The 24,442-nt window shown below is 75.7% G+C and carries 27 protein-coding genes; 15 read left to right on the forward strand and 12 right to left on the reverse strand.

Translation table 11 applies throughout. The features are described 5' to 3' along the window. Positions 1-1,182: an LLM class flavin-dependent oxidoreductase gene (locus ACFVXN_RS10910; protein WP_389231651.1), complete on the forward strand. Its 1,182-nt coding sequence runs from the start codon at positions 1-3 to the stop codon at positions 1,180-1,182. Between the two features lie 50 nt (positions 1,183-1,232). Further along, positions 1,233-1,853: an FMN reductase gene (locus ACFVXN_RS10915; RefSeq protein WP_389231654.1), complete on the forward strand. Its 621-nt coding sequence runs from the start codon at positions 1,233-1,235 to the stop codon at positions 1,851-1,853. Between the two features lie 79 nt (positions 1,854-1,932). On the opposite strand, the gene ACFVXN_RS10920 is transcribed toward ACFVXN_RS10915, so the two are convergent. The 4 genes from ACFVXN_RS10920 to ACFVXN_RS10935 all read right to left on the reverse strand — a co-directional run bounded on the left by ACFVXN_RS10920 (position 1,933) and on the right by ACFVXN_RS10935 (position 5,907). Continuing rightward, positions 1,933-4,188, reverse strand: a complete 2,256-nt coding sequence (locus ACFVXN_RS10920) for a SpoIIE family protein phosphatase (RefSeq protein ID WP_389231657.1) — start codon at positions 4,186-4,188, stop codon at positions 1,933-1,935. Between the two features lie 105 nt (positions 4,189-4,293). After that, positions 4,294-4,680, reverse strand: coding sequence for a fluoride efflux transporter CrcB (gene crcB, locus ACFVXN_RS10925; protein WP_389231660.1), 387 nt, complete (start codon positions 4,678-4,680; stop codon positions 4,294-4,296). After that, on the reverse strand, positions 4,677-5,090 hold the full coding sequence (locus ACFVXN_RS10930; protein ID WP_389231663.1) for a fluoride efflux transporter FluC: 414 nt from the start codon (positions 5,088-5,090) through the stop codon (positions 4,677-4,679). Before ACFVXN_RS10930 ends, crcB begins: the two co-directional genes overlap by 4 nt. A gap of 175 nt (positions 5,091-5,265) precedes the next feature. Further along, on the reverse strand, positions 5,266-5,907 hold the full coding sequence (locus tag ACFVXN_RS10935) for a LuxR C-terminal-related transcriptional regulator (protein ID WP_389231666.1): 642 nt from the start codon (positions 5,905-5,907) through the stop codon (positions 5,266-5,268). Between the two features lie 114 nt (positions 5,908-6,021). Here ACFVXN_RS10935 and ACFVXN_RS10940 point away from each other — a divergent pair, with 114 nt between their 5' ends. The 3 genes from ACFVXN_RS10940 to ACFVXN_RS10950 all read left to right on the forward strand — a co-directional run bounded on the left by ACFVXN_RS10940 (position 6,022) and on the right by ACFVXN_RS10950 (position 7,230). Then, positions 6,022-6,459, forward strand: coding sequence for a phage holin family protein (locus ACFVXN_RS10940; protein WP_389231670.1), 438 nt, complete (start codon positions 6,022-6,024; stop codon positions 6,457-6,459). Positions 6,460-6,529: 70 nt separating this feature from the next. Further along, positions 6,530-6,958 (forward strand): phage holin family protein, encoded by a 429-nt coding sequence (locus ACFVXN_RS10945; RefSeq protein ID WP_389231673.1) that lies wholly within the window; start codon positions 6,530-6,532, stop codon positions 6,956-6,958. Continuing rightward, positions 6,955-7,230: a DUF3618 domain-containing protein gene (locus ACFVXN_RS10950; protein ID WP_389231676.1), complete on the forward strand. Its 276-nt coding sequence runs from the start codon at positions 6,955-6,957 to the stop codon at positions 7,228-7,230. The genes ACFVXN_RS10945 and ACFVXN_RS10950 overlap by 4 nt, the downstream gene beginning before the upstream one ends. 16 nt (positions 7,231-7,246) lie before the next feature. On the opposite strand, the gene ACFVXN_RS10955 is transcribed toward ACFVXN_RS10950, so the two are convergent. Together ACFVXN_RS10955 and ACFVXN_RS10960 are read right to left on the reverse strand one after the other, a co-directional pair. Continuing rightward, positions 7,247-7,852 carry a methylated-DNA--[protein]-cysteine S-methyltransferase gene (locus ACFVXN_RS10955; protein WP_389231678.1) on the reverse strand — a complete coding sequence of 202 codons (606 nt, stop codon included), beginning with the start codon at positions 7,850-7,852 and terminating at the stop codon, positions 7,247-7,249. Positions 7,853-8,008: 156 nt separating this feature from the next. Continuing rightward, positions 8,009-8,218, reverse strand: a complete 210-nt coding sequence (locus ACFVXN_RS10960) for a BldC family transcriptional regulator (protein ID WP_389231681.1) — start codon at positions 8,216-8,218, stop codon at positions 8,009-8,011. Positions 8,219-8,903: 685 nt separating this feature from the next. On the opposite strand from ACFVXN_RS10960, the gene ACFVXN_RS10965 reads away from it, so the two are divergent. Further along, positions 8,904-9,098 carry a DUF3073 domain-containing protein gene (locus tag ACFVXN_RS10965; RefSeq protein ID WP_389231684.1) on the forward strand — a complete coding sequence of 65 codons (195 nt, stop codon included), beginning with the start codon at positions 8,904-8,906 and terminating at the stop codon, positions 9,096-9,098. Between the two features lie 171 nt (positions 9,099-9,269). Here ACFVXN_RS10965 and purM read toward each other — a convergent pair whose 3' ends face one another. Genes purM through ACFVXN_RS10980 form a run of 3 tightly spaced genes read right to left on the reverse strand, consistent with a single transcriptional unit; the run spans position 9,270 to position 12,367 of the window. Then, positions 9,270-10,385, reverse strand: a complete 1,116-nt coding sequence (gene purM, locus ACFVXN_RS10970; protein WP_389231686.1) for a phosphoribosylformylglycinamidine cyclo-ligase — start codon at positions 10,383-10,385, stop codon at positions 9,270-9,272. Further along, positions 10,382-11,932: an amidophosphoribosyltransferase gene (gene purF / locus ACFVXN_RS10975; protein ID WP_389231689.1), complete on the reverse strand. Its 1,551-nt coding sequence runs from the start codon at positions 11,930-11,932 to the stop codon at positions 10,382-10,384. Before purF ends, purM begins: the two co-directional genes overlap by 4 nt. Before the next feature lie 45 nt (positions 11,933-11,977). Next, on the reverse strand, positions 11,978-12,367 hold the full coding sequence (locus ACFVXN_RS10980; protein WP_389231692.1) for a histidine kinase: 390 nt from the start codon (positions 12,365-12,367) through the stop codon (positions 11,978-11,980). A 39-nt stretch (positions 12,368-12,406) separates the two neighbouring features. On the opposite strand from ACFVXN_RS10980, the gene ACFVXN_RS10985 reads away from it, so the two are divergent. Then, on the forward strand, positions 12,407-13,066 hold the full coding sequence (locus ACFVXN_RS10985; RefSeq protein WP_389231695.1) for an IMPACT family protein: 660 nt from the start codon (positions 12,407-12,409) through the stop codon (positions 13,064-13,066). Positions 13,067-13,224: 158 nt separating this feature from the next. On the opposite strand, the gene ACFVXN_RS10990 is transcribed toward ACFVXN_RS10985, so the two are convergent. The 3 genes from ACFVXN_RS10990 to purL form a co-directional block, all read right to left on the reverse strand. Beyond that, positions 13,225-13,596: a sterol carrier family protein gene (locus tag ACFVXN_RS10990; RefSeq protein ID WP_389231698.1), complete on the reverse strand. Its 372-nt coding sequence runs from the start codon at positions 13,594-13,596 to the stop codon at positions 13,225-13,227. 38 nt (positions 13,597-13,634) lie between these two features. Then, positions 13,635-14,750, reverse strand: a complete 1,116-nt coding sequence (gene rsgA, locus ACFVXN_RS10995) for a ribosome small subunit-dependent GTPase A (RefSeq protein WP_389231701.1) — start codon at positions 14,748-14,750, stop codon at positions 13,635-13,637. Between the two features lie 176 nt (positions 14,751-14,926). Next, positions 14,927-17,350: a phosphoribosylformylglycinamidine synthase subunit PurL gene (gene purL / locus ACFVXN_RS11000; protein WP_389231704.1), complete on the reverse strand. Its 2,424-nt coding sequence runs from the start codon at positions 17,348-17,350 to the stop codon at positions 14,927-14,929. A 166-nt stretch (positions 17,351-17,516) separates the two neighbouring features. Here purL and ACFVXN_RS11005 point away from each other — a divergent pair, with 166 nt between their 5' ends. From ACFVXN_RS11005 to ACFVXN_RS11040, 8 genes are all read left to right on the forward strand, one after another. Beyond that, on the forward strand, positions 17,517-17,711 hold the full coding sequence (locus tag ACFVXN_RS11005) for a helix-turn-helix transcriptional regulator (protein WP_389231707.1): 195 nt from the start codon (positions 17,517-17,519) through the stop codon (positions 17,709-17,711). Beyond that, a complete protein-coding gene (locus ACFVXN_RS11010) occupies positions 17,698-18,138 on the forward strand; it encodes a hypothetical protein (RefSeq protein ID WP_389231709.1) in 441 nt (146 codons plus the stop codon). Before ACFVXN_RS11005 ends, ACFVXN_RS11010 begins: the two co-directional genes overlap by 14 nt. Positions 18,139-18,171: 33 nt before the next feature. Beyond that, the gene (locus ACFVXN_RS11015) at positions 18,172-19,056 is read left to right on the forward strand and encodes a DUF2599 domain-containing protein (RefSeq protein WP_389231712.1); all 885 of its coding nucleotides are present in this window, start codon (positions 18,172-18,174) and stop codon (positions 19,054-19,056) included. 412 nt (positions 19,057-19,468) lie between these two features. After that, positions 19,469-20,980 carry an ABC transporter substrate-binding protein gene (locus tag ACFVXN_RS11020; RefSeq protein ID WP_389231715.1) on the forward strand — a complete coding sequence of 504 codons (1,512 nt, stop codon included), beginning with the start codon at positions 19,469-19,471 and terminating at the stop codon, positions 20,978-20,980. Positions 20,981-20,985: 5 nt separating this feature from the next. Further along, positions 20,986-21,945, forward strand: coding sequence for an ABC transporter permease (locus ACFVXN_RS11025; RefSeq protein WP_389231718.1), 960 nt, complete (start codon positions 20,986-20,988; stop codon positions 21,943-21,945). After that, positions 21,942-22,847 (forward strand): ABC transporter permease, encoded by a 906-nt coding sequence (locus tag ACFVXN_RS11030; RefSeq protein ID WP_389231721.1) that lies wholly within the window; start codon positions 21,942-21,944, stop codon positions 22,845-22,847. The genes ACFVXN_RS11025 and ACFVXN_RS11030 overlap by 4 nt, the downstream gene beginning before the upstream one ends. Further along, positions 22,844-23,647 (forward strand): ATP-binding cassette domain-containing protein, encoded by an 804-nt coding sequence (locus ACFVXN_RS11035; RefSeq protein WP_389231724.1) that lies wholly within the window; start codon positions 22,844-22,846, stop codon positions 23,645-23,647. The genes ACFVXN_RS11030 and ACFVXN_RS11035 overlap by 4 nt, the downstream gene beginning before the upstream one ends. Beyond that, the gene (locus tag ACFVXN_RS11040) at positions 23,644-24,423 is read left to right on the forward strand and encodes an ABC transporter ATP-binding protein (RefSeq protein WP_389231727.1); all 780 of its coding nucleotides are present in this window, start codon (positions 23,644-23,646) and stop codon (positions 24,421-24,423) included. The genes ACFVXN_RS11035 and ACFVXN_RS11040 overlap by 4 nt, the downstream gene beginning before the upstream one ends. Positions 24,424-24,442 lie beyond the last annotated feature (19 nt).

Consider the following 24,442-nt stretch of genomic DNA (forward strand, 5'->3'; position numbering starts at 1 on the left):
ATGCAGTTCGGAGTCTTCACGGTCAGCGACATCACCCCTGACCCGCACACGGGACGTGCCCCCGACGACACCGAGCGCGTCCGGTCGATCCTCACGATCGCCCAGCACGCCGAGGAGGTCGGCCTCGACGTCTTCGCCACCGGCGAGCACCACAACCCGCCGTTCGTCGCCTCGTCCCCCACCACGATGCTCGGCTACCTGGCGGGCCGCACGAAGGACATCGTGCTGTCGACCGCCACCACGCTCATCACCACCAACGACCCGGTCCGCCTGGCCGAGGAGTACGCGATGCTCCAGGTCATCTCGGACGGCCGGATGGACCTCATGCTGGGCCGCGGCAACACCGGGCCGGTCTACCCCTGGTTCGGCCAGGACATCCGCCAGGGCGTGCCGCTCGCCGTCGAGAACTACGCGCTGCTGCGGCGCCTGTGGACCGAGGAGGTCGTCGACTGGGAGGGCAAGTTCCGCACCCCGCTCCAGGGCTTCACCTCGACCCCGCGCCCGCTCGACGGCGTCCCGCCGTTCGTGTGGCACGGCTCGATCCGCACGCCGGAGATCGCCGAGCAGGCCGCGTACTACGGCGACGGCTTCTTCCACAACAACATCTTCTGGCCGATGAGCCACACGAAGCAGATGGTCCAGTTCTACCGGCAGCGGTTCGAGCACTACGGCCACGGCCGGGCGGACCAGGCGATCGTCGGCCTCGGCGGCCAGGTGTTCATGCGGAAGAGCTCGCAGGCCGCGGTGGACGAGTTCCGCCCGTACTTCGACAACGCGCCCGTCTACGGCCACGGTCCCTCGCTCGAGGACTTCGCGGCGCAGACCCCGCTGACCGTCGGCTCGCCGCAGCAGGTGATCGACCGGTACGCCGCCATGCGCCACGACGTCGGCCACTACCAGCGGCAGCTGTTCCTCATCGACCACGCGGGCCTGCCGCTCAAGACGGTGCTCGAGCAGCTCGACATCCTCGGTGGCGAGGTCGTCCCGGTGCTCCGCAAGGAGATGGAGTCCGACCGCCCGGCGCACGTCCCGTCCGACCCCCCGAGCCACGCGGCGCGCGTCGCCCAGGCCCGGGCCGCCGGCACCGTGCACGAGCAGACCGTCGCCGCGGCCGACCACTGGACCGGGAAGACGGCCGAGGACGACACCGCCGCGGCCGACGCGGTCACCGCCGGCCGCTGAGCCGGGACAACGCCACACCCCCGCGTCACCCCAGAACAGGAGCACCCGTCATGTCCGAGCGCAGGATCGTCGCGCTGTCGGCCGGTCTCGGCCAGCCGTCCTCCACCCGTCTGCTCGCCGACCGGCTCGCCGAGGCGACCGCCACCGAGCTCGCCGACCGCGGCCGGCGCCCCGAGGTGCAGGTCGTCGAGCTGCGGGACCACGCGCACGACATCGTCAACGCGATGCTCACCGGCGTCGCGAGCCCGGCGCTGGCCGAGGTGATCGAGGCCGTGACCGGCGCCGACGCGCTGATCGCCGTGACCCCGCTGTTCACGACCACGTACTCGGGCCTGTTCAAGTCGTTCGTGGACGTCCTCGACAAGGACGCGCTCGTCGGGCTCCCGGTGCTGCTCGGCGCGACCGGCGGCACGGCCCGGCACTCCCTCGCCCTGGAGTACTCGATCCGCCCGCTGTTCACGTACCTGCGGGCCGACGTCGCGACGACGTCCGTGTTCGCCGCGACCGACGACTGGGCGACCGGCGCCACGGGTGACGAGCCCAGCGCGCTCCCCGCCCGGATCCGGCGCGCCGGTGCCGAGCTCGCCGCCACCGTCGCGACCCGCGAGCCCCGGGTCGCGCAGGACCCGTTCACGACCACCCCGTCGTTCGCCGACCTCCTGCGCAGCTGACCCCGGCGAGGTCGAGGGTTCCGTCGCTCTCGGGCCTCGAGAACCCTCGACCTCGCGGCGAACCCTCGACCTCGACCGGCTACGCCCGGGCCAGGAGGAGGAGGGTGGCGTCGTCGTCCGAGGCGGGGTCGCGGAGGCGGGTCACCACGTCGCCGAGGGCATCGGGGGCGGGGCGGCCGACGTCGTTGCGGGCGCGGTCCATCGCGACCCGCAGCGACTCGCCCCGGCGTTCGAGCACCCCGTCGGTGAGCAGCAGCATCGCGTCGCCGGGGCCGAGCGTCAGGCGGTCCGACGCGGGCTCCCCGTCGAGCAGGCCGATGAGCGGCGACCCGAGCACCGCCTGCCAGGCGGCGGTCCCGTCCGCGCGGACCACGAGCGGCGGCAGGTGACCCGCAGCCGCGTACGTGACCTCCCCTGTGGCCGGGTCGAGCACCGCGAGCGCCAGGGTCGCCATCTGCCCGGGCAGCGTCCAGCGGGCCAGCGCGCCGACCCGGGCGAGCGCGACCGCGGGCGGCGCCGCGTCCAGCAGGTAGGCCCGCACCGCGTGGCGCAGCTGACCCATCGCCGCGGCGGCCGGCAGCCCGTGCCCGGTGACGTCGCCGACCGCGAGCGCGAGCCGCCCGTCGGTGAGCGGCAGCACGTCGTACCAGTCGCCGCCGACCTCGCCGCTGCCCGACGGCTCGTACCGTGCCGCGACGGTCCAGCCCGGCACGTCCGGCAGGCTCGCGGGCAGCAGGGTGCGCTGGATGGCCCGCGCGGCCTGCACCTCGGCGCGTCCGCGGTGGAACAGCGCCTCGACCAGGTGGCCGCGCAGGTCGCCGGCGTTGCCGACGTGCCGGTCGTCCCAGGGCACCGACCGACCGCGGACCTGCTCGCGCCAGAGGTCGAACGACTCCCGGGGGCCGAGGCGTCGGCGGTCGCCCTCCTCCACCACGATCGCCTTGTGGTTCGGGTCCCCGCCCCAGTCGACGGTCTGCACGACCTCCCCGCGCACCCACACGACCGCGCCGCCGTCCGGCAGCGCGAGCGCCACGACGCCCGCGACCCCCGGGACCGCCGGCGCACCCGGGTGCTCGGCGAGCCGGTCGGTGGCGAGCACGGTGTCGCCGACGCCGCTGGCCCAGGCGGTCAGCGCGTGGCAGGCGTCGTCGTCGGGCACCGCGCCCCGGGTCGCGAGGTCGCCGCCGGCGCACACCACCACGCCGTCGGCGGGCACGAGGTCGAGCAGGTCGTCCGTGCGCGTCAGCGCCTGCGCGAGCCGGACGTCCTCGTCCCGGGAGGCGCCGACCAGCCGCGCGAGCACGCCCGACGCGCGGCGCGACTCGGCGAGCAGGTCCTCCTCGACCTGCGCGACCAGCCGCGCGGACAGGGCGACGCCGAGGAACTCCGCGGCCGCGCGCACGCCGTACGAGGGCGCGTGCGGGCCGCTGTAGTGGTGGCACGCCACCATGCCCCAGAGCTTCCCGTCGCGGAGCAGCGAGATCGACATCGAGGCACGCACGCCCATGTTGCGCAGGTACTCGCAGTGGATCGGCGACACGCTGCGCAGCTGCGCGTACGTGAGGTCGAGCTGCCGGCCGGTGAGCGGGTCGCTCGTCGGCACCACCGGCACCGGCGTGTAGTCGACGTCGGAGATGAGCCGGATCCAGCTCTTCTCGTAGAGCGCGCGGGCCTGCGGCGGGATGTCGGACGCCGGGTAGTGCAGCCCGAGGAACGGCTCCAGGTCGGCGCGGCGGGCCTCGGCGACCACCTCGCCGTTGTAGTCGGCGTCGAACCGGTAGATCATCACGCGGTCGAACAGGGTGAGCCGGCGCACGTGCCGCGCGGCGGTGTCGTAGAGCGCGGTCAGCTCGTCGGCGCGGTTGAGGTCCGCGATCGCGTCGCGGACCGACTCGTAGGTGCTGGCGTAGGTCAGCGGGCGCGGGCCGTCGGCGACCTCGAGCTCCACGACGAACACGGGCCCGGGCTCGTCGAGCGTGGCGGGCGGCGGCCGGTGCACGACGACGTCCAGGACCGTGGTGCCCGCCGCCCCGGCGACCTCCACGAGGCCGGGGTTGCGGGTCCGGTGGTCGGGGACCGCCCCGAGCTGGTCGAGCACCACGCGGGCGGCCCGGTCGCCGAGCACCTCCGGCAGCGACCGCCCGAGCACGTCGTCGACGGCCAGACCCAGCACGGCGTCGACGTTCGCCGAGCACTGCAGGACGACCGCGCCCTCGTCCTGGACCACGAGCAGCAGGCCGCGCGGCTGGACGGACCCGGGGACGTGGATCGGCTCGCGCGCGCAGTTGTCGAGGTCGACGGCCTCGCCCGGCGCGAGGAAGACCTGGTCCGGCACGCGCATCCCCTCCCTCGGCGGAAGTCGTGCGACCGGCCCGCGGCCGGCCCGTCGGCGCCGGGGTGCGACGAGGGTCGCAAACCCGCGCACCCCGTGGCAACTGGGTCAACCGGTCCAGTGCGTCCAGGCGGCCACCGCCCCGACCCCCGCGGCGGCCGCCGCCAGGGTCAGCAGCATCGACCCGACGAGGTAGGCGACCGCGCGTCCCCGCTCGCCTGCCTGCGCCAGCCGCACCGTCTCGACCGTCGCCGCCGAGAACGTGGTGTACCCCCCGCAGAACCCGGTCGCGAGCAGCAGGTACGCCGTGGCGGGCAGACCCGCGAACAGGTGCGCCCCCGCGACCAGCCCGATCAGCAGCGAGCCCGTCACGTTCACGACCAGCGTCCCGACGGGCAGCACCGCGCGGCCCCGGGCCCGGACCTCGCCGTCGACCCAGAACCGCGTCGCCGCGCCGAACCCGCCCGCGAGCGCCACGAGCAGCGCGCCGCTCACCGCGCCTCCCCCGCCCCGCCGGCCCCGGCCGGCCGCGGCACGGCCCGCCCGGCGAGCACCCCGGCCCCGGCGCACAGCACGCCCGCGACCAGGCTGGTCCCGGCGTACGCCGCCGCGGTGCCGACCGCACCCGCCGCCAGCAGGCGCTCGGTCTCCAGGGCCAGCGAGGAGAACGTGGTGAACCCGCCGAGCACCCCGGTCCCGAGGGCGAGCCGCAGCCGCAGCACCCCGGGCGTCTCCGGGCCGCGCCGGCCGAGCACCTCGAGCAGGACGCCCAGCGCGAACGCCCCGAGCAGGTTCGCCGTGAGGGTGCCGACCGGCCAGCCGTGCGTCACAGGCATCGCCCGGGCGAGGGCGTACCGGCCGAGCGACCCGAGCGCACCGCCCGCGCCGACCAGCAGCGCGAGCACGGCGCGCCGGTGCGGGGACGGGACCCCCGGGACGGTCGGGGGTGCGGGCCGGGACGGCGGGGCGGGGCGGTCCGACGTGGGAGGTCTCCTCGGCGGTGGAGCGGCGCGGTCCGGTGGCGGCGAGGGCGCCCGGACCGGGGGACGCGCCCATCCAACCGCACCCGGCCCCGACCGGTCAGCCGTCGCCGTCGCTCCGCAGGGCGAGCACGGCCGTCACCCGCGGGTTCACGTCCTCGCCCACGATGCCGAGGGTGCGGTAGGTGGCGGCGAGGTGGTTCTCCACCGACCGCGGCGACAGGCCGAGCAGGCGGGCGACCGCGCGGTTCGACAGTCCCTGCGCGACCAGCCGCAGCACCGCGACCCGCGCCGGGGTGGCGCCCGCGGGACCGGCACGGAGGGCGCCCGCGCCCCGCACGGCGTCCCCGCGGGCGGTCGCGACGACGGCCTGCGCGAGCGTCGCCGGGTCCGGGCACGACCTCCGGGCGAGCGACGTCCACGGTCGTGGCGCCCCCGCACCGGCGTCGCGCGCGAGCACGGCGACGTCGTCCCCGCCGAGCAGCAGCACCGCCAGGCCGGGGTCGCGCTGCTGCAGCCGGACGGCGAGCGCCACCCCCGTGCCGTCCACCAGGTCGGTCGGCTCGACCACCAGGACGTCGGCGGCCCCCGGCCGGACGGCGACGACCGCCCGGGTGCAGCCCGTCCCCACGTGCACGACGGCGAGCCGCGGGTCCGAGTCCAGCGCGGCGGCGACCGCCGTGCCCGTCAGCCCGTCGCCGAGCACGAGCGCCACGCGCACCACCTGGTTGTGCCGGTTCACCCGGACGACGGTACGGGCGCCCGCCGACCACCCAGCGGCGCTCCCACCACCTACCCGCCGGTGACTAGGGTGGACGGGTCCGTACGCACCGCAGCAGGACGCCAGGAGGACCCGGTGACCCACCCCGACGACGAGCCGCGCCGCGCGGGCCTGTTCAGCCGCCTGACGGAGCCGCTCGCCGAGCGCACCCGCGAGCGGTTCGAGCAGGTCGAGGACCGGATCCGCGGGGCGGTGCAGACCGAGATCGACTCCGTGACCCGCTCGGTCCGGGCCCGCGCGGTCGAGGTCCGGCCCAGCGCCCTGGCGTTCGCGGGCGCGCTGCTGCTCACCGTCTTCGGGCTCGCGCTCGTCGTGACGTCGGCCGTGGTCGCCCTCGCTCTCGTGCTGGACCTGTGGCTGGCCGCCCTGCTGGTGGGCGTGGTCCTCGTGGCGGTCGCGGCCGGGCTCGCGGCGTGGGGTCGGCGTCGGCTGCCGCAGCCCGTGCGCGTGGCCCCGCCCGCACCCGCGCCCGCGAAGGACGCCGAGGAGCTCGTGCACCCCTGGACCGACTGAGCCGCACTGCGCCGACCAGCGGAACGGTCCACACTAGGCAGAACGCCACACGTCCACGAAGGAGCACCGGATGACGACCACAGCGGGCAGCGGGTCCGGCCCGGACCACCAGTCGATCGGCCAGCTCATCAGCCGCATGAGCGAGCAGGCGGCGCGCCTGGTCCGCGCCGAGATCGACCTCGCCAAGGCGGAGCTCGCGGAGAAGGCCAAGGCAGCCGGGATCGGTGTCGGGCTGCTGGCGGGTGCCGCGTTCTTCGGGTTCTTCACCTTCGTGGTCCTGCTGACGACCGTCATCCTCGCCCTGAGCGAGGTGCTGGCCCCGTGGCTGGCCGCGCTGATCGTCCTCGTCGTGCTCGCCGTGGTGACGGCCGTGCTCGCGCTGCTCGGCGTGAAGAGCCTGAAGAAGGGCACGCCGCCGACGCCGGAGAAGGCGATCGCCGGCCTCAAGCAGGACGCCGACACCGTGTCCCGGTCCGTCAAGGAGGGCCTGAGCCGATGAGCGACAGCACCCGCAAGCCGACCATCACCGAGCTCGAGGCGGAGATCCTGCTGACGCGGGCCGAGCTCGCGGGGACGGCCGACGCACTGGCCGCCCGGCTGAGCCCGCAGCGGCAGGTCGCCGACGCGAAGGCCGGCGCGAGCAGGCTGTGGCGGGACGCCGTCGGCACCGACCCGGCGGCCGACCCCGCGAACCGTGGCCGGGCGCGCGCCGTGCTCGCGGTCGGTGCGGGCGTCGTCGCGCTGACCGTGGTGCTGCTGGTCCGTCGCTGACCGGGTCCGGCCCGGGTCAGCGGGCCTCGTGCGCGAGCAGGGCCCGCTTCACGTCCAGCCCGTAGTAGTAGCCGCCGAGGGCGCCGCCGGACCGCAGCACGCGGTGGCACGGGACGAACGGTGCGACGAGGTTGCGCGCGCACGCCGACCCCGCGGCGCGCACCGCCGCCGGGCTGCCCGCCGCGATCGCGAGCTCGGCGTAGGTGAGCGTGCCGCCCGCCGGGATCGCCCGCATCGCCGCCCACGCCCGCTGCTGGAACGGTCCGCCCGGCTGCGCCACGGGCACGTCGTCGAGCGCGCCCGGCTCGCCGGCGGCGTACCGGGCGACGGCCTCGGCGACCCGCGCGACGGCGGGGTCCGTCGCCGCGACGACGACCGGCCCGGTGGATCCGTCGAGCGCCGGGAGCCGGGCCGCCATCGCCGCGACGGGCGCGAAGCCCGCGGCGCGGACGACGCCGTCCTCGGTGAGCAGGGTCGTGAGCGCGCCGGCCGGGCTGGGCAGGACGACGGCCAGCAGCGGCCCGGCCTCGACGGCGGCGCTCCGGTGCCGCGCGCTCCGGGCGAGCGCCGGTGCGGGTGCGAGCGCGGGCGCCGGTGCGGGGGCGAGCGGTGCGGTGGTCATGGCTCCATCATGCGCGCCGGGCGGCCCGGAGCACTGGCGGTCGTCGGACACCGCAGCGGCACCGCGGGAGCCGGGTGGTCGGTCCGTGGCGGACGACGACGACGCCCGCCGTCCGGCAGGCGGACGACGGGCGCGGTCGGTGCGTGCAGGGACGCGTCAGGCGTCGTCCCCGCGCTGGCCGGGGATGCCGCCGAGGAGCTCGCGCACCTCGGTCTCCCGGTAGCGGCGGTGACCACCGAGCGTCCGGATGGACGACAGCTTGCCGGACTTGGCCCAGCGGGTCACGGTCTTGGGGTCGACACGGAACAGCGTGGCGACCTCGGACGGGGTCAGCAGGATCTCGTTCTCGGTGTGCGGGGCGGACACGTCAGACCTCCGGGATGTCCTCGAGTCGACGGCCGACCGGGCGGTCCACCGTCGAAGGCGTCTGGAACATGGTCACCGTCAGCACCGGTGCCGGACCTCGGTCCGTCGGCGACGCCGCTGGTGACCTCATGCGCTGTACCCCCCTTGCGCCCCCGTCGTGACCACTCTGTCACGACCGAACTCCCACAACCAGTACCAACGTCCCATCTCCGGACAAGTGGTAACTATTCGGACACTCTAGGTCTTCTCGGACATGACTGCGCGTCGAAGGGGTAGGCCGAACGGGGGCATCCCGAGCCCCTGGCGTCACCCGTCCGGGTCGCCGATCCCAGTCACAGCGCGGCGACTCGCCGCGTCGACCACCGACTTCACCCCGTCGTCGCGGACCTCCGGACGCCGCCCTCCTCGACGCCCGACAGGGCTCCCAGCACACGGACGAGACGGCGAAAAGTGGCATATGTCACACTCTCGGACGCCCCGCGCGGGGCCGCCGGCGACCAGCAACCGGGCATCCCGCCCGACCACCCGTCTCGCGGCGCGACGACCCCGGCGTCGCTCACCTGGCGAGTGGTCGGAATGCGTCGGGACCATGTACCGTTGCGACTCGAACAGACGATTCAGCATCCCGGGGCCGCACGTGTGAGCACGGAGCCGCCCCGCTTCCACGTTAGAGGGGGTCGATGCCATGGGCCGCGGCCGTCAGAAGGCTAAGCAGACGAAGGTGGCACGGGAGCTGAAGTACTTCAGCCCTGACACCAACTACCAGGCACTGGAGCACGAGCTCAACGGTGGCCGCGGTGGAGACCTCGTCACGGACAGCCGCCAGGACACCGACGACGAGGGTGACGAGTACCCCCCTCGCTGGGCGTCCGAGCGCTGAATCCCCCGGTCGGCAGGCACGCCCCGCGCGTGCGGCCGACCTCGGTCGCGGCCCCGCGACCCGCGTGGAGCACAGGCCCGCCTCGCGTGACCCCGCAGCACGACGCTGCGCGGACCGCGCGACGGCGGGCCTGACGCCTGCCCGGGGCCGCTGACCGCACCCCACCGGGCGTCACGCGGTGCGGTACGCCCCGCTCATCCGGACCGCGCCGCCCTGCACGCCCTTGGTGCCGGCCACGAGGTCGGGTCCCGCGACGTCGCGCGCCGCGTCGAGCGTCCGGACCTCGCCCAGGACCCACGCCGTCATGCCGAGCTCCGCCGCGTGCCGCAGCACCCCGTCCGCACCCGCGGCGTCGACGATCGCGACCATGCCGACGCCGAGGTTCAGCGTGCGCTCCAGGTCCGACCACGGCACACCGCCCGCGCCCTGCACCAGCGAGAACACCGGCGGCAGCACCCACGACGCGCGGGAGACATCGGCCACCAGGCCCTCGGGGAGCACCCGCGCGACGTTCGCCGCGAGCCCGCCGCCCGTGATGTGGCTGAACCCGTGCACCGCGCCCGCGGCGCGCTCGACCAGCGCCAGGCAGTCGGAGGCGTAGACGCGGGTGGGCTCGAGCAGCTCCTCACCGAGGGTCCGGCCGAGCTCGGGCACGTCGCGGTCCAGCGCCCAGCCGGCGTGCTGCACCACGCGGCGCACCAGCGAGTAGCCGTTGGAGTGCAGCCCGCTCGAGCCGAGCGCGACCAGGACGTCGCCGTCCCGCACCCGCTCCGGGCCGAGCAGCGCGTCCGCCTCGACGACACCCGTCGCCGCGCCGGCCACGTCGTACTCGTCCGGACCGAGCAGGCCCGGGTGCTCCGCGGTCTCGCCGCCGACCAGCGCGGTGCCCGCGACCGAGCACGCCGCCGCGATGCCGCGCACCACGTCCGCGATCCGCTCCGGCACGACGCGCCCGCAGGCGATGTAGTCCGTCATGAACAGGGGCTTCGCGCCCACCACGACGATGTCGTCCACGACCATGCCGACCAGGTCGAACCCGATGGTGTCGTGCACGTCCATCGCCTGCGCGATCGCGACCTTCGTGCCGACTCCGTCGGTCGACGTCGCCAGCAGCGGCCGCCGGTACCCGACCAGGGCGGACGCGTCGAACAGCCCGGCGAACCCGCCGACCCCGCCGAGGACCTGCGGTCCGTGGGTCGCCCGCACGGCGTCCTTCATGAGCTCGACGGCGCGGTCGCCCGCCTCGGTGTCGACGCCGGCGGCGGCGTAGGTGATGCTCTCGGTCACGGGTGCTCCAACGCGGTCGACCCGCCGGCGCCCGGGACGAGGGTCGCGAGACCGTCCTCCGGCGCGCCGAGCGGCAGCTCGTTCTGCTCCAGCAGGTGCTTGCCGAGCCGGTCCTGGGACGGCAGCTCGATCGGGTACTTCCCGGTGAAGCACGCGGTGCACAGCTGCGCCGCGGGCTGCTCCGTGGCGGCGATCATCCCGTCCATCGAGATGTAGCCGAGGGAGTCCGCGCCCAGCGAGGCGCCGATCTCCTCGACCGCGAGCCCGTTCGCGATCAGCTCCGCGCGGGACGCGAAGTCGATGCCGTAGAAGCACGGCCACTTCACCGGGGGGCTGCTGATCCGCACGTGCACCTCGGCGGCCCCGGCCTCGCGGAGCATCCGGATCAGCGCGCGCTGGGTGTTGCCGCGGACGATCGAGTCGTCGACCACCACGAGGCGCTTCCCGCGGATCACCTCGCGCAGCGGGTTCAGCTTGAGCCGGATGCCGAGCTGGCGCAGCGTCTGCGACGGCTGGATGAACGTGCGGCCCACGTACGAGTTCTTGGTCAGGCCCTGCCCGAACGGGATGCCGGACGCCTGCGCGTACCCGATCGCCGCCGGGGTCCCGGACTCCGGCACGGGGATGACCAGGTCCGCCTCGACGGGGTGCTCGGCGGCGAGCCGCCGGCCCATCTCGACGCGGGCGGCGTGCACCGACCGGCCGGCGATCGCCGTGTCCGGACGGGCCAGGTACACATACTCGAACACGCACCCCGCGCGCTGCTGCGGCGCGGTGAACCGCTGCGTGCGCAGGCCGTCCGCGTCGATCGCGACGAGCTCGCCCGGCTCGATCTCCCGGACGAACGACGCGCCGACGATGTCGAGCGCCGGGGTCTCGCTCGCCACGACCCAGCCGCGCTCCAGGCGCCCGAGGACGAGCGGGCGGACCCCCTGCGGGTCCCGCGCCGCGTAGAGCGTGTGCTCGTCCATCCACACCAGGCTGAACGCACCCCGCAGCCGCGGCAGCACCTCGAGGGCCGTGGCCTCGAGCGTGTGGTCCGGGTCGCCCGCGAACAGCGCCGTCACCAGCGCGGTGTCCGTGGTGTTGCCGCGGGCGAGCTCGCCGCGCCGCTGGGCGCCGTACCGCTCCGCCACCAGGTCGACCAGCTCGGCCGTGTTGGTGAGGTTGCCGTTGTGCGCGAGGGCGACCGTGCCGCCGGCCGTCGCGCCCAGGGTCGGCTGCGCGTTCTCCCAGGTGCTGCCACCGGTGGTCGAGTAGCGCGCGTGCCCGACGGCGATGTGCCCGTGCAGGGCGTTCAGCGCGGTCTCGTCGAAGACCTGGGAGACGAGCCCCATGTCCTTGTAGACCAGCAGCTGCTCGCCGTTGGACGTCGCGATGCCCGCGGACTCCTGCCCGCGGTGCTGCAGGGCGTAGAGCCCGAAGTAGGTGAGCTTGGCGACCTCCTCGCCGGGAGCCCAGACCCCGAAGACGCCGCATGCGTCCTGGGGGCCCTTCTCGTTCGGCAAGAGGTCGTGATTGAGCAGTCCGTCTCCGCGGGGGGCCACGTCTTCATGGTGACACATGACACGCCCGCGGCCGACTCCGGGGGGTCAGCGGCGGGGGTCGCCGCCCGCGCGCCGGACGCTGCGCCGGTCCGCCAGCAGGGCCGCGCCCGCCCCCGCGAACCCGCCCACGACGGCGCCCGTCAGGACCGCGATGAACCGCACGGCGCCCTGCCCCTCGAGCAGGCTGATGAACGCCGTGCCGTCCGACACGACGTCGCTGCTCCCGCCCGCCACGAGCGCCGCGACCAGGCCGATCACGATGCCGACCAGCGCCCCGGCCACGATGAACGCGCCGAACTTCGGGGCGCGGCGCACCTGCGCGGGCTCGGCGACCTCGGCCAGCTCGGCCTCGGTGGGCACGGGTGCGGGCTCGGGTGCGGGCTCGGGGGCGTCGGGCGTCGGGTCGGCGGGTCGCGGGTCGGCGGCATCAGGCACCCGTCGATCCTAGGTCGCCGGGCGCCTAGGCTCTCGCGGGTGGGGACCGCAGCCGACGACGCGCCGCGCTACCCGTCCACCATCGCCGCGCCGGTCGAGCACGAGCTGGTGGTGAAGAAGTCCCGGTTCCTCGCGCTGGTGCACCCCGTCGCGTCCGTGGCCGAGGCCGACGAGGTCGTCGCCCGGGTCCGCAAGCAGCTCTGGGACGCGCGGCACCACTGCGTCGCGCTCGCCGTCGGACCGCACGCGGAGCAGCAGCGGTCGACCGACGACGGCGAGCCCTCCGGCACCGCGGGCGTCCCGATGCTCGAGGTGCTGCGCCGCCGGGAGCTCACCGACCTGGTCGCGGTGGTGACGCGGTACTTCGGCGGCGTCCTGCTGGGGGCGGGCGGCCTGGTGCGGGCCTACTCGACCGCGACGTCCGAGGCGCTGGACCGGGCCCGCGTGCTCGGCCGCAGCGCCGCGGTGCGGGTCACCGTGAGCGCCCCGCACGCCGAGGCCGGTCGGCTGCACGGCGTCCTGGTCGACTGGGCGGCCGCCCACGACGCGTCGCTGGTGGACGTGGGGTACGCCGCGTCGGCGACGTTCACGCTGCTCGTCCCGCCGGCGCACCTGGACGCGTTCGACGCCGCCCTCGCGGCCGCGACGGCCGGCACCCGGCACGCCACCCGGGGCGCGACGGAGATCCTCACCCGCTGACGCGCCCCCTCCCGCCCGCGCGCCCGCCCCGCGCCCGCCCCGCGCCCGCCCACCGCGCCCGCCGCCGAGATGACAGTCCTCGCCTGCGGCCCCGGGCCTCCGCACAGGCGAGCGTTGCCATCTCGGCGGAGTCCTGAGCGCGGCGCGGGGCGGGTGGGTCAGCGGGCGCGGGTGGCCTGGAGCGGGAGGTGGTCGGCGAGGTCGGCGCGCTCGCCGGAGGCGTGCACCCTGCCCTGCGCGACGGCATCGGCCCAGGACGTCGCGCCGGTCGCCAGCGCGAGCCAGGTCTGCGGGTCGGTCTCCACGACGTTCGGCGGTGTGCCGCGGGTGTGCCGCGGGCCCTCGATCGCCTGCACGGCGCCGTCCGGCGGGACGCGCACCTCGACGGTGTGCCCCGGGGCGACGTCGGCGAGCTCCTCGAGCGTGAACCGGACGGCGGTGCGGCGGGCGGCGGTGTCGGTCGGGTCGACGCGCCAGGCGGCGACGGCGGCCCGGCCGACCGCGGGGTCGGTGCGGCGGCGCGGAGGCATGGGCCCATCATCCCCGTCCCCCGGCCCCGTGGCGCACCTCAGCGGGGGCGGACCTGGCGCTGGAGCCGGTGGTACGCCGCGGTCTGCTGCCGGGTGCGGGCCCGGTCCGCGGCGGCGAGGCGCGCGTCGGAGCGCCGCTCCTGCCACGCCGCCTCCCGGGCGAGCCGCCGCCAGGAGTCGAGCCGCCGCGCGGGCAGCGTGCCGTCCGCGACCGCCGCCAGCACCGCGCAGCCCGGCTCGGTGCGGTGCTCGCAGTCGCCGAACCGGCACCGGCCGGCGAGCGCCGCGACGTCCGCGAACGTCGCGTCGAGCGAGCGCGCGTCCGCGACCAGCCCCACGCCGCGCAGCCCCGGCGTGTCGATCAGGCTGGATCCACCCGGTAGCGGCACGAGCTCGCGGTGCACGGTCGTGTGCCGGCCCCGGCCGTCTGCGCGGCGGTCGCCGGTGCCCATCACCTCCGCGCCGGCGAGGGCGTTCACCAGCGTCGACTTGCCCGCGCCAGAGGGGCCGACGACGACCAGCGTGCGTCCGGGTCCGAGCAGCGCGCGCACCGGGTCGAGCCCCGTGCCCGCGGTGACGCTCACGGCGTGCACGTCCGCGCCGAGCGCGACGGCGCGGATCTCGTCGGCCATGCCGTCCGGGTCGGGCACCAGGTCGGCCTTGGTCAGCACGACGACGGGCTGCGCGCCCGACCGCCACGCGAGGGTCAGCAGCCGCTCGACGCGACCGGGGCTCGGGTCGGGGTCGAGGTGCTCCACGACGAGCACGACGTCGACGTTCGCGGCGAGCACCTGCTCGCGGGAGGTGCGGTCCGGGCCGTCGCGGACCACCGCCGTGCGCCGCGGGAGCACCGCCGCCAGGGCAGGCGTCCCGTCGGGGTGGGCGCCGAGCAGCACGCGGTCGCCGACGGCCGGGGGGACGCGGTCGGCGGGGCGGTCGGCGGCGGGAGCGGGAACGTGGGCGGCGGGGCCGCCGCCTGCGCCGGGGCTGCCGTCGGCCGCGGCCAGCGGCACCAGCCCGTCCCCGGGGAGCGCGACCCGCACCACCTCGGCGTCCGCGGTGCCGTCGCCGTCGACCGCGGCGGGCAGCACGAGCACCGCGCCGCGGTCGACGCGCACCACCCGCCCGTGGCGGGCGCCGAGGTCGGAGAACATGCCCTCGACGCTAGGGAGCGGACCGCCGCGGGTCGACCGATTTCCCGGGACGCCGACACCGCCGAGACAGGTCCGCCGCGCCGAGACAGGGCGTCAGGAGCTCCTGTCTCGGCGTCACGGACCTATCTCGGCGCGGCAGCCGAGGCGCGGCCGCCTCGGCGCACGCCGCCGGGGCGTCAGCCGAAGTAGCGCGGGAGGGTCGCCTCCGAGGCCGCGCGGGCCTCGGCGAGGGGCAGCGTGAACAGGCCGGTGACCTCGACCGCCGGGGCGTGCACGTGGTCGTCGGGCAGGTCCGCGGTGGGGGCGCCGGCGCCGGGGGTGCAGGTCTCCGCGGTGACGCCGATCTTCAGCAGCGGGACGCCCTGCGCGGTGCAGAGGTCCTCGAACCGGACCTCCTCGCTGCGCGGGACCGCGACGAGGGCGCGGGCCGTGGACTCGGACAGCAGCGCCTCGAACGGGGTGACGCCGTCCCGGGCGCACAGCGCGACGACGTCCACCTGCACGCCGACGCCGTACCGGAGCGAGGCCTCGACGAGGGCCTGCGCGAGGCCGCCCTCGGAGAGGTCGTGCGCGGCGTCGACGAGGTCGTCGCGGGACGCCCGGACGAGGACGGTCGCGAGGCGGCGCTCGGCGTCCAGGTCGACCCGCGGGGGCACGCCGCCGAGGTGCTGGTGCGCGACGTCGGCCCACGCGGAGCCGTCGAGCTCGGGCCGCGTGGTGCCGAGCAGGTAGACGGACTGGCCGGCGGTGGTCCAGCCGGACGGGGTGGCGGCCGCGACGTCGTCGATCACGCCGAGCACGCCGACGACGGGCGTCGGGTGGATCGCGGAGTCGATCTTGCCGGGCTCGCCGGTGCCGTTGTAGAGCGAGACGTTGCCGCCGGTGACCGGGACGGACAGCGTCGCGCAGCCGTCGGCGAGGCCCTCGATGGCCTGGACGAGCTGCCACATCGACGCCGGGTCCTCGGGGCTGCCGAAGTTCAGGCAGTCGGTGACGGCGAGCGGGCGGGCGCCGGACGCGGCGACGTTCCGGTACGCCTCGGCGAGGGCGAGCTGGGCGCCGGCGTACGGGTCGAGCTTGGCGTACCGGCCGTTGGCGTCGGTGGCGAGCGCGACGCCGAGCCCGGTGGTCTCGTCGACGCGGACCACGCCGGCGTCGTCGGGCTGCGCGAGCGCGGTGTTGCCCTGCACGAACCGGTCGTACTGGTCGGTGACCCAGGCCTTCGACGCGAGGTTCGGCGACGCGACCAGGTCGAGCACGGTGGCACGCAGCTCGGGGCCGGTGGCGGGCCGGGCGTACCGCTGCGCACCCTCGGGGGTGCTGACCGAGTCGGCGACCAGCGCGTCCTGCCACGTCGGGCGGGAGTACGGGCGGTCGTAGACGGGGCCCTCGTGCGCGACGGTCTTCGGGTCGACGTCGACGATCCGCTGCCCGTGGTGGTCGATGGTGAGGCGACCGGTGCCGGTGACCTCGCCGATGACGGCGGTCTCGACGTCCCACCGCGACGTGATCGCCAGGAACGCGTCGAGCTTCTCGGGCGTGACGACCGCCATCATCCGCTCCTGCGACTCCGACATGAGGATCTCGCCGGCGGTCAGGGTGGGGTCGCGCAGCAGCACGTTCTCGAGGTCGACGTGCATGCCGCCGTCGCCGTTGGACGCGAGCTCGGAGGTCGCGCAGGAGATGCCGGCCGCGCCGAGGTCCTGGATGCCCTCGACCACGCGGGCTGCGTAGAGCTCGAGGCAGCACTCGATGAGCACCTTCTCCATGAACGGGTCGCCGACCTGGACGCTGGGCCGCTTGGACGGCTTGGTGTCGTCGAAGGTCTCGGACGCGAGGATCGACGCGCCGCCGATGCCGTCGCCGCCGGTGCGCGCGCCGAACAGCACGACCTTGTTGCCGACGCCGGACGCGTTGGCCAGGTGGATGTCCTCGTGCCGCAGCACGCCGAGGCACAGCGCGTTGACCAGCGGGTTGCCCTGGTAGGACGCGTCGAACACCAGCTCGCCGCCGATGTTCGGCAGGCCGAGGGAGTTGCCGTAGCCGCCGACGCCGGAGACCACGCCGTGCACGACGCGGGCGGTGTCGGGGTGGTCGACCGCGCCGAACCGCAGCTGGTCCATGACCGCCACGGGGCGGGCGCCCATCGAGATGATGTCGCGGACGATGCCGCCCACGCCGGTCGCGGCGCCCTGGTAGGGCTCGACGTACGACGGGTGGTTGTGCGACTCGACCTTGAACGTGACGGCCCAGCCGTCGCCGATGTCGACGACGCCGGCGTTCTCCCCGATGCCGACGAGCAGGTGCTCGGTCATCTCGGGGGTGACGCGCTCGCCGAACTTGCGCAGGTGGTTCTTGCTGGACTTGTACGAGCAGTGCTCGGACCACATCACGGAGTACATCGCGAGCTCGGCGGCCGTGGGGCGGCGGCCGAGGATGTCGCGGATCCGCTGGTACTCGTCGGGCTTGAGGCCGAGCTCGGCGTAGGGCTGCGCGAGGTCGGGGGACGCCGCGGCGTGCTCCACCGTGTCGGACACGTGCCCGGCCGCGTGGTCGGCGACGGGCTCGGAGGGCTGCGGGGTGCTGGGCGCGCTGGTCATCGAATCCCTCGGGCTGGGGGCGGGCGTCGGCAGACACGCACAGGTTACCGGCGTGACGACGGGCACACGCACCGCCCGCCCCAGGGTCAAGCGTCCTTGACATCGCGCGTCCGGGCGTGCACGCTCTCGTGTACAGGTTCCTTGACATCTGACGAGAGGCGGTCCCGTGCGGAACAGCGTCCCCGAGCTGCGCGCCGCCGCCGGCCTGACCCAGGCGGACCTCGCGCGGCAGCTCGACGTCTCCCGGCAGACCGTCATCTCCATCGAGCGCGGGCGCTACGACCCGTCGCTCCCGCTCGCGTTCCGCATCGCCCGGCTGTTCGGCCGGACCATCGAGGAGGTCTTCCATGTCGACGACTGATCGCACCCCGCGCACCGGGTCGGCTCGCACCCTGGCCGTCGCGGTCGTGCTGGGCGTCCTGGCGGTGCTGGTCGCCGCGGCGGCGCTGGCGCTGGACCGGTGGGGCCCCGGGAGCATGGGCCGCGGCTTCGCGGTCGGCGCCGCGACCGGGGCGACGCTCGGCGCCGTCGCGATCTGGCGCGGGCGCCGGCGACCGGGCAGCGCGACGACCGGGGACCGGCTGTTCGCCGGGACCGCGGACGAGCGCGACCACGCCGTGGCGACCGGGGCGTTCGCCGCCCTCGGGCTCGCAGCGCTCCCGCTGACGTTCGTCGCCGCGGGCGCCCTGGCGTTCGGCGCCCCCGCCGACGCGACCGCGTTCTTCCTCATCGTCGGGCAGGTCGTCGTGCTGGTCGGGGCGTTCGCCCGGCAGGCGCGCCGGCTCTGACCGCCGGCGCCGACGTCGCCCACACTGGTGCCCGTGACCGTCGCCCGCAGCCCCGCCCGGACCGCCGCCGGGGCGCTCGGCCTGCTCCTGCTGCTCGCGGGCTGCACGGGCGACCCCGCACCCGCACCCGCGCCCGCACCCCCGTCCGCGACTGCCGCGACCGCCGCGCCGTCGCCGACCTCCGCCGGGTCGAGCGCGTCGCCCGACGCGGCGCGCGTGCGGTCGGAGGGGTCCGTGGTCCGCGCCGGGGACCTGACCCTGCACGTGTGGCCGCCCCTCGACGACGCCGCGGTCACCACCGGTGAGGACGGCGACGCCACGCTGGCCGCGCCGCTGCCCGCGACCGACGGCACGGCCGCCGAGGTGCCCGCCGCGACGTTCGCCGCCGGTGAGGGCCTGACCCTGGAGGCGCTGCGCGACGACACCGTGGTGGCGCGGGACGCCGCCGGCCGCGCGGTGGGCGGCCTGACCCCGCCGGTCCTGTCCGGCGACGCCGCGGGCTCGGGCGCGCGGGTGCGCGTGCTGGCCGGCGACGACGGCACCGTTACCTGGTCGGTCGCGGCCCCCGCGGGCACGTCCGGCACCGCGGCCGGCGGCACGGTGACCGGCGGCACGGTGACCGGCACGGCGGCGGGCGCCGCGCTGGGCAGCGCCACCTGGGCCGACCGCGACGACGAGGGCGGCCGCAGCCTCGCGGTGGTGCCGACGGGCTGGGGTCGGGCCGGCGGCTTGGCCGCGGAGGAGACGCTCTGGTCCCAGCTGGTGACCGCGGTCCCCGAGGCCGACGCCCAGAACGTCCACGACCAGCTGACCTGCCACCTCATCGGCGCGCCGGACAAGGCGAGCTGGAACCTCGAGCCCTGGCGTCCGGACGTCGGCCTGCTCGCGACGCTCGGGGCGCTCTGCAACCCCGAGTAGCCCACCTGCCGGACGGCCGGTCCCGGACCCCGGACGGTTGTTGCTACAGTCATCGGCATCATGCGCCACACGACCCCCGCCGCACGCCTCCGCGCCCGTCGACCCCTGTCGGCCGCCGCGTGCTGTTGTCGTCGCTGATCACCCTCGCGGGTCGCTGACCCGCTGAGCCCCGGCCCCGCCCGCCCGGTCGCAACCGGCGGGCCGTCCGCCGGCCCCGCGGACCCGTCCGCCCCCACCCCACCCCCACGCGCCCGGCGTCCCCGGGCCGTGCTCCCGCGGGAATTCCCGACCGCCCGGTCCGGTTCCGAGTCCTCGGACGCCGCACGGTCGAGGACCCGTACCGCACCCGCACGCCCCGCTGTGCCCCGTGCCCGGCACCCCGCCGCGCACCCTCCCGGAAGGACACCACCCCGTGAGCTCCCGCCGATCCCGACTCGGTGCCGCACTGGCCGCCGCGACCGCCCTCGTCCTGGCTGCGTGCAGCTCGGGCTCCGGCTCCGCCGACGGCTCGACCGCCGCCGTCGACCCCGCCGCCGAGATCGTCATCGGCTCGACCAACGAGCCCACCGGCCTGGTGCGCAACGTCGGCGGCTCGTCCGGCGTCTCCCAGACGATGACCCGCAACGTCTACGAGGGCCTGACCTCGGTGGACGTCGACGGCTCGGTCGTCCCGACGCTCGCCGAGTCCTGGGACGTCTCCGAGGACGGCCTCGCCTACACGTTCCACCTGCAGCCGGACGTGACGTTCCACGACGGCACCGCGCTGACCGCGGACGACGTGGTCTGGAGCATCTCCGAGGCCATCGGCCCCGAGTCGAAGTCCGCGCGCAAGAGCGACCTGCTCGTCATCCAGCAGGCCACCGCGGTCGACGACGCCACCGTGCGGCTCGACCTGTCCCGGCCGTCGCAGGGCCTGACGTTCTACCTCGCGTCGGTCACCGTCGTGAAGAACGGCGACACGGAGCTGACCAGCGACAACGGCACCGGCCCGTACCGGTTCGTCGAGTGGGTCCAGGGCGACCACCTCACCATCGAGAAGTACGACGCCTACTGGGGCGAGCCCGCGCAGAACGCCGGGGTGACGTTCCGGTTCTTCCAGGACACGACGGCGCTGAACAACGCGCTGCTCACCGGCGACCTCGACCTGGTCATCGCCGAGGACTCCCCCGACCAGCTCGTCCAGTTCCAGGACGACCCGGACTTCACGATCACCGAGGGCACCTCGACCACCAAGCAGATCTGGGCGTTCAACGACCGCGAGGCGCCGTTCAGCGACGTCCGCGTCCGCCAGGCGCTGTACAAGGCGATCGACCGCGAGGCGATCCTGTCGGCCGTCTGGGACGGCTACGGCCAGGTCATCGGCTCGATGGTCCCGCCGACGGACCCCTGGTACGTCGACCAGGCCGACGTGCACGGCTACGACCCCGACGCCGCCGAGGCGCTGCTCACCGAGGCCGGCGTCACCGACCTGACGATCTCCGTCGACTACATCCCGGACGACACCACCGAGGCGATCCTCGCGCTGCTGACCAAGAACCTCGCGGCGGTCGGCGTGACGCTCACCCCGAACCCCGTCGACGACGCCACCTGGTACCAGAAGGTCTACACGGACCACGACTTCTCGACGACCCTGATGGGCCACGTGAACCCGCGCGACGTGCTCTGGTACGCGAACCCCGACTTCTACTGGGGCTACGACAACCCGCAGGTGCAGGCGTGGGTGACCCAGGCCGACGAGGCCGCCACCGAGGCCGAGCAGGTCGAGCTCCTGACCCAGGTCAACGAGACGATCGGCGAGGAGGCGGCGTCCGCCTGGCTGTACCTGGACCCGCAGATCCGCGTCGCGCGGGCCGACATCTCGGGCTTCCCGGTCGACCAGGTCACCGAGTCGTTCTACGTCGCCGACATCGTCCGGGGGTCCTGACCCCCGTGCGCCAGGTGCTGCTCCGGATCGGCGCGCTGCTGGTCTCCCTGCTCCTCGCGAGCGTGGTCGTGTTCGTCGTGCTCCGGCTGCTGCCGGGCGACAGCGCGGGCACCTCGCTGGGCGTGGGGACCACGGCCGACCAGCTCGCGCAGCTGCGCAGCGAGCTCGGGACGGACCAGCCCGTGGTGGCGCAGTACCTCCAGTGGCTCGGGCAGATCGTCCGCGGGGACCTCGGCACGTCGTTCGTGTCCCGGCTCCCCGTGGGCGACCTGATCGCGCAGAAGCTGCCGATCACCGTGCCGCTCAGCGTGTCCGCGTTCGTCCTGGCCGTGCTCGTGTCGGTGCCCCTCGGCGTGCTCGCCGCGGTGCACCGGCGCGGGCCGGTCGGCGTGGTCGTGTCCGCCGTGTCCCAGCTCGGCGTCGCCGTCCCGGTGTTCTGGGTCGGCGTGCTGCTGGTCCTCGTGCTCGCCCTGCAGGCCCAGGTGCTGCCCGCGGGCGGGTTCCCCCGCACCGGCTGGGACGACCCGGTCGCCGCCGCGCGGTCGCTCGTGCTGCCGGTCGTGACCGTGGCGACCGCCATGTCCGCGGTGATGGTCCGGTACGTCCGTTCGGCGACGCTCGACGTGCTCGACCAGGACTACCTGCGCACCGCCCGCTCGCTGGGCTACGGCCGCTGGCAGGCGCTGCGCCGGCACGGGCTGCGCAACGCGGCCGTGCCCGTCGTGTCCATCCTCGGCATCGAGCTGGCGACCTCGCTGCTCGGGGCCGTCGTGATCGAGAACGTCTTCGCCCTGCCGGGGCTCGGCACCCTGCTGCTCGGCTCCGTGACCGCCCGCGACCTGCCCGTCGTGCAGGCGCTGGTGCTGGGGCTGACAGGTGTGGTGCTGGTGATGAACACCCTGGTCGACCTCGCGCAGCGCGCCATCGACCCGCGCCTGCGCCTCACCCGGGAGGTGGCCGCGTGACCGGCGAGCTGTCCGCCACGACCCCCGTGGCGCGCGGCCTGGGCTCCCCCGCCGCGCCCACCGACCCCGCCGCACGCCGCCGCCGGCGCGCCCTGCCGCCGTCCCTGGTGGTCGGCGCGGCCCTGGTCGGCCTGGTCGCCCTGGTCGGCCTCGTCTCCCTGGTCTGGACGCCGTACGCCCTCGACGACACCGGGACCGGCGCGCGCCTGGCCGGACCGAGCGCCGCGCACTGGGGCGGCACGGACCGCCTGGGCCGGGACCTGCTCAGCCAGCTGATGACCGGCGCCGGCAACGCCCTGGTCGTCGCGGTCGCGTCGATGCTCGTCGCCGGCGCGCTCGGGGTCGCGGTCGGCGTGCTCGCCGGCGCCACCCGCCGCTGGGTCGACGTCACGCTGCTGTCCGCCGTCGACCTGCTGATCGCGTTCCCGACGCTGCTGCTCGCGATGCTCATCGTGACCGTGCGGGGCGCGTCGCTGTCGTCGGCGGTCTGGGCGATCGGCATCTCCGGCTCCGCCGTGATCGCCCGGGTCACCCGGGTCAACGTCGCCCGGGTGCTGCGCGAGGACTACGTCACCGCCGCGCACGCCGCCGGCACCGGCTGGTGGGGCACGGTCCTGCGGCACGTCGTCCCCAACGTGTGGCCGACGCTCCTGGTGCAGCTCATGCTCCTCGGCGGCGGCGCCGTGCTCGCCGAGGCGTCCCTGTCCTACCTCGGTCTCGGCGCACCGCCGCCGAACGCCTCCTGGGGCCGGCTGCTGCACGAGGCGCAGTCGACGATGCTCGTCCAGCCGTGGGGCGCGATCCTGCCCGGCGTCGCGATCGTGGTGACCGTCCTCGGGCTGAACCTGCTCGGCGACGGGATCCGCGAGCGCACCGACCCGAACCTGCGAGGCGACCGATGACCGCGCTGCTGTCCGTCGAGGACCTGACCGTCACCACCTCGGCGGGCCGCACCCTGCTCGACGGCGTCACCTGGTCGCTCGACGCGGGCGGCCGGCTCGGGATCGTCGGCGAGTCCGGCTCCGGCAAGTCCATGACGGCGCTCGCCGTGCTCGGCCTGCTGCCCGACGGCATGCGGGCCACGGGCCGGGTGCTGCTGGACGACACCGACCTGCTCGCGCTGCCGCCGCGGCGCCTCGCGGCGGTGCGCGGGGCCCAGGTCGCGATGGTGTTCCAGGAGCCGCTGACCGCGCTCGACCCTCTGATGACCGTGGGCCGGCAGATCACCGGGCCGCTGCGGCTGCACCGCGGGCTGCGCGGGTCCTCGGCGCGCGCCGAGGCCGCGCGGCTCGCCCGGCTGGTGCACCTCGACGACACCGAGCGCATCCTGCGGTCCTACCCCTGGCAGCTGTCCGGGGGGCAGCGGCAGCGCGTCGCCCTGGCGACGGCCCTGGCCTGCGAGCCGCGCGTGCTGCTCGCCGACGAGCCCACGACCGCGCTCGACGTCACCGTGCAGGCCGAGGTGCTGGACCTGCTCGACGACCTCGTGGACCGCACCGGCGTGGCGCTGGCGTTCGTGTCGCACGACCTGCCCGTCGTCTCCCGCGTGGCCCGCGACCTGGTGGTGATGCGCGACGGCCGCGTGGTCGAGCGCACCACCGTCGGCGCCGCGCTGGCCGGCGCCGAGGCGGCCTACACCCGCGAGCTCGTCGCCGCCGCGCGCGCCGTGACCGGCCTGCCCACGACCGGAGGACCCCGATGACCACCGCACCGCTGCTCGAGGCCGCCGCGGTCACCCGGACGTTCGGGGGCACCCGCACGTCCGGGGGCACCCGGGCGCTCGACGGGGTGGACCTGCGCGTGGAGGCCGGACGCAGCCTCGGGATCGTCGGGGAGTCCGGCTCCGGCAAGTCCACGCTGCTGCGGCTGCTGCTCGGCCTCGACTCCCCCACCGCCGGCGAGGTCCGCTACCGCGGCGAGGTCCTCGACCGGCGCGACCGCGGCCTGCTGCGCCGCCTGCGCGCGGACGTGCAGCCGGTGTTCCAGGACCCCCGCTCGTCGCTCGACCCCCGCATGCGGATCGGGGCCGTCGTCGCCGAGCCGCTGCGCTCGCTGCGGGTCCCCGGCGACCACCGGGCGCGGGTCGCCGAGGTGCTGGCGGCCGTGGGCCTCGAGCCCGACGTCGTCGACCGGTACCCCGCGCAGTTCTCGGGAGGGCAGCGGCAGCGGATCGCGATCGCCCGGGCCCTGGCGCCGTCGCCGTCCGTGCTCGTCGCCGACGAGCCGGTGTCCGCGCTCGACGTGTCCGTGCGCGGCCAGGTGGTCGAGCTGCTGCGGCGCCTCGCCCGCGAGCAGGGGCTGACGCTGGTGCTGGTCTCGCACGACATCGCGATCGTCGGGCGGCTCTGCGAGCGGACCGTCGTGCTGCACCACGGCCGGGTCGTCGAGGAGGGCGCGACGACGTCGGTGCTCACGGACCCGCGGGAGCCGTACACGCGGCGGCTGCTGGCCGCGGTCCCGCAGCTCCCGGCGGGCTGACTCGGTCCGCCGACCGCCC

It is taken from the genome of Cellulomonas sp. NPDC058312, assembly GCF_042880135.1.
Classification (GTDB): Bacteria; Actinomycetota; Actinomycetes; order Actinomycetales; family Cellulomonadaceae; genus Cellulomonas.

Excerpts from the sequence above, each read along its gene's own strand:
- ACFVXN_RS10910 (WP_389231651.1), top strand. The coding sequence starts at position 1 with ATGCAGTTCGGAGTCTTCACGGTCAGCGACATCACCCCTGACCCGCAC.
- ACFVXN_RS10915 (WP_389231654.1), top strand. The coding sequence starts at position 1,233 with ATGTCCGAGCGCAGGATCGTCGCGCTGTCGGCCGGTCTCGGCCAGCCG.
- ACFVXN_RS10945 (WP_389231673.1), top strand. The coding sequence starts at position 6,530 with ATGACGACCACAGCGGGCAGCGGGTCCGGCCCGGACCACCAGTCGATC.
- ACFVXN_RS10950 (WP_389231676.1), top strand. The coding sequence starts at position 6,955 with ATGAGCGACAGCACCCGCAAGCCGACCATCACCGAGCTCGAGGCGGAG.
- ACFVXN_RS10955 (WP_389231678.1), bottom strand. The coding sequence starts at position 7,852 with ATGACCACCGCACCGCTCGCCCCCGCACCGGCGCCCGCGCTCGCACCC.
- ACFVXN_RS10965 (WP_389231684.1), top strand. The coding sequence starts at position 8,904 with ATGGGCCGCGGCCGTCAGAAGGCTAAGCAGACGAAGGTGGCACGGGAG.
- ACFVXN_RS10990 (WP_389231698.1), bottom strand. The coding sequence starts at position 13,596 with ATGCCTCCGCGCCGCCGCACCGACCCCGCGGTCGGCCGGGCCGCCGTC.
- rsgA (WP_389231701.1), bottom strand. The coding sequence starts at position 14,750 with ATGTTCTCCGACCTCGGCGCCCGCCACGGGCGGGTGGTGCGCGTCGAC.
- purL (WP_389231704.1), bottom strand. The coding sequence starts at position 17,350 with ATGACCAGCGCGCCCAGCACCCCGCAGCCCTCCGAGCCCGTCGCCGAC.
- ACFVXN_RS11010 (WP_389231709.1), top strand. The coding sequence starts at position 17,698 with ATGTCGACGACTGATCGCACCCCGCGCACCGGGTCGGCTCGCACCCTG.
- ACFVXN_RS11035 (WP_389231724.1), top strand. The coding sequence starts at position 22,844 with ATGACCGCGCTGCTGTCCGTCGAGGACCTGACCGTCACCACCTCGGCG.
- ACFVXN_RS11040 (WP_389231727.1), top strand. The coding sequence starts at position 23,644 with ATGACCACCGCACCGCTGCTCGAGGCCGCCGCGGTCACCCGGACGTTC.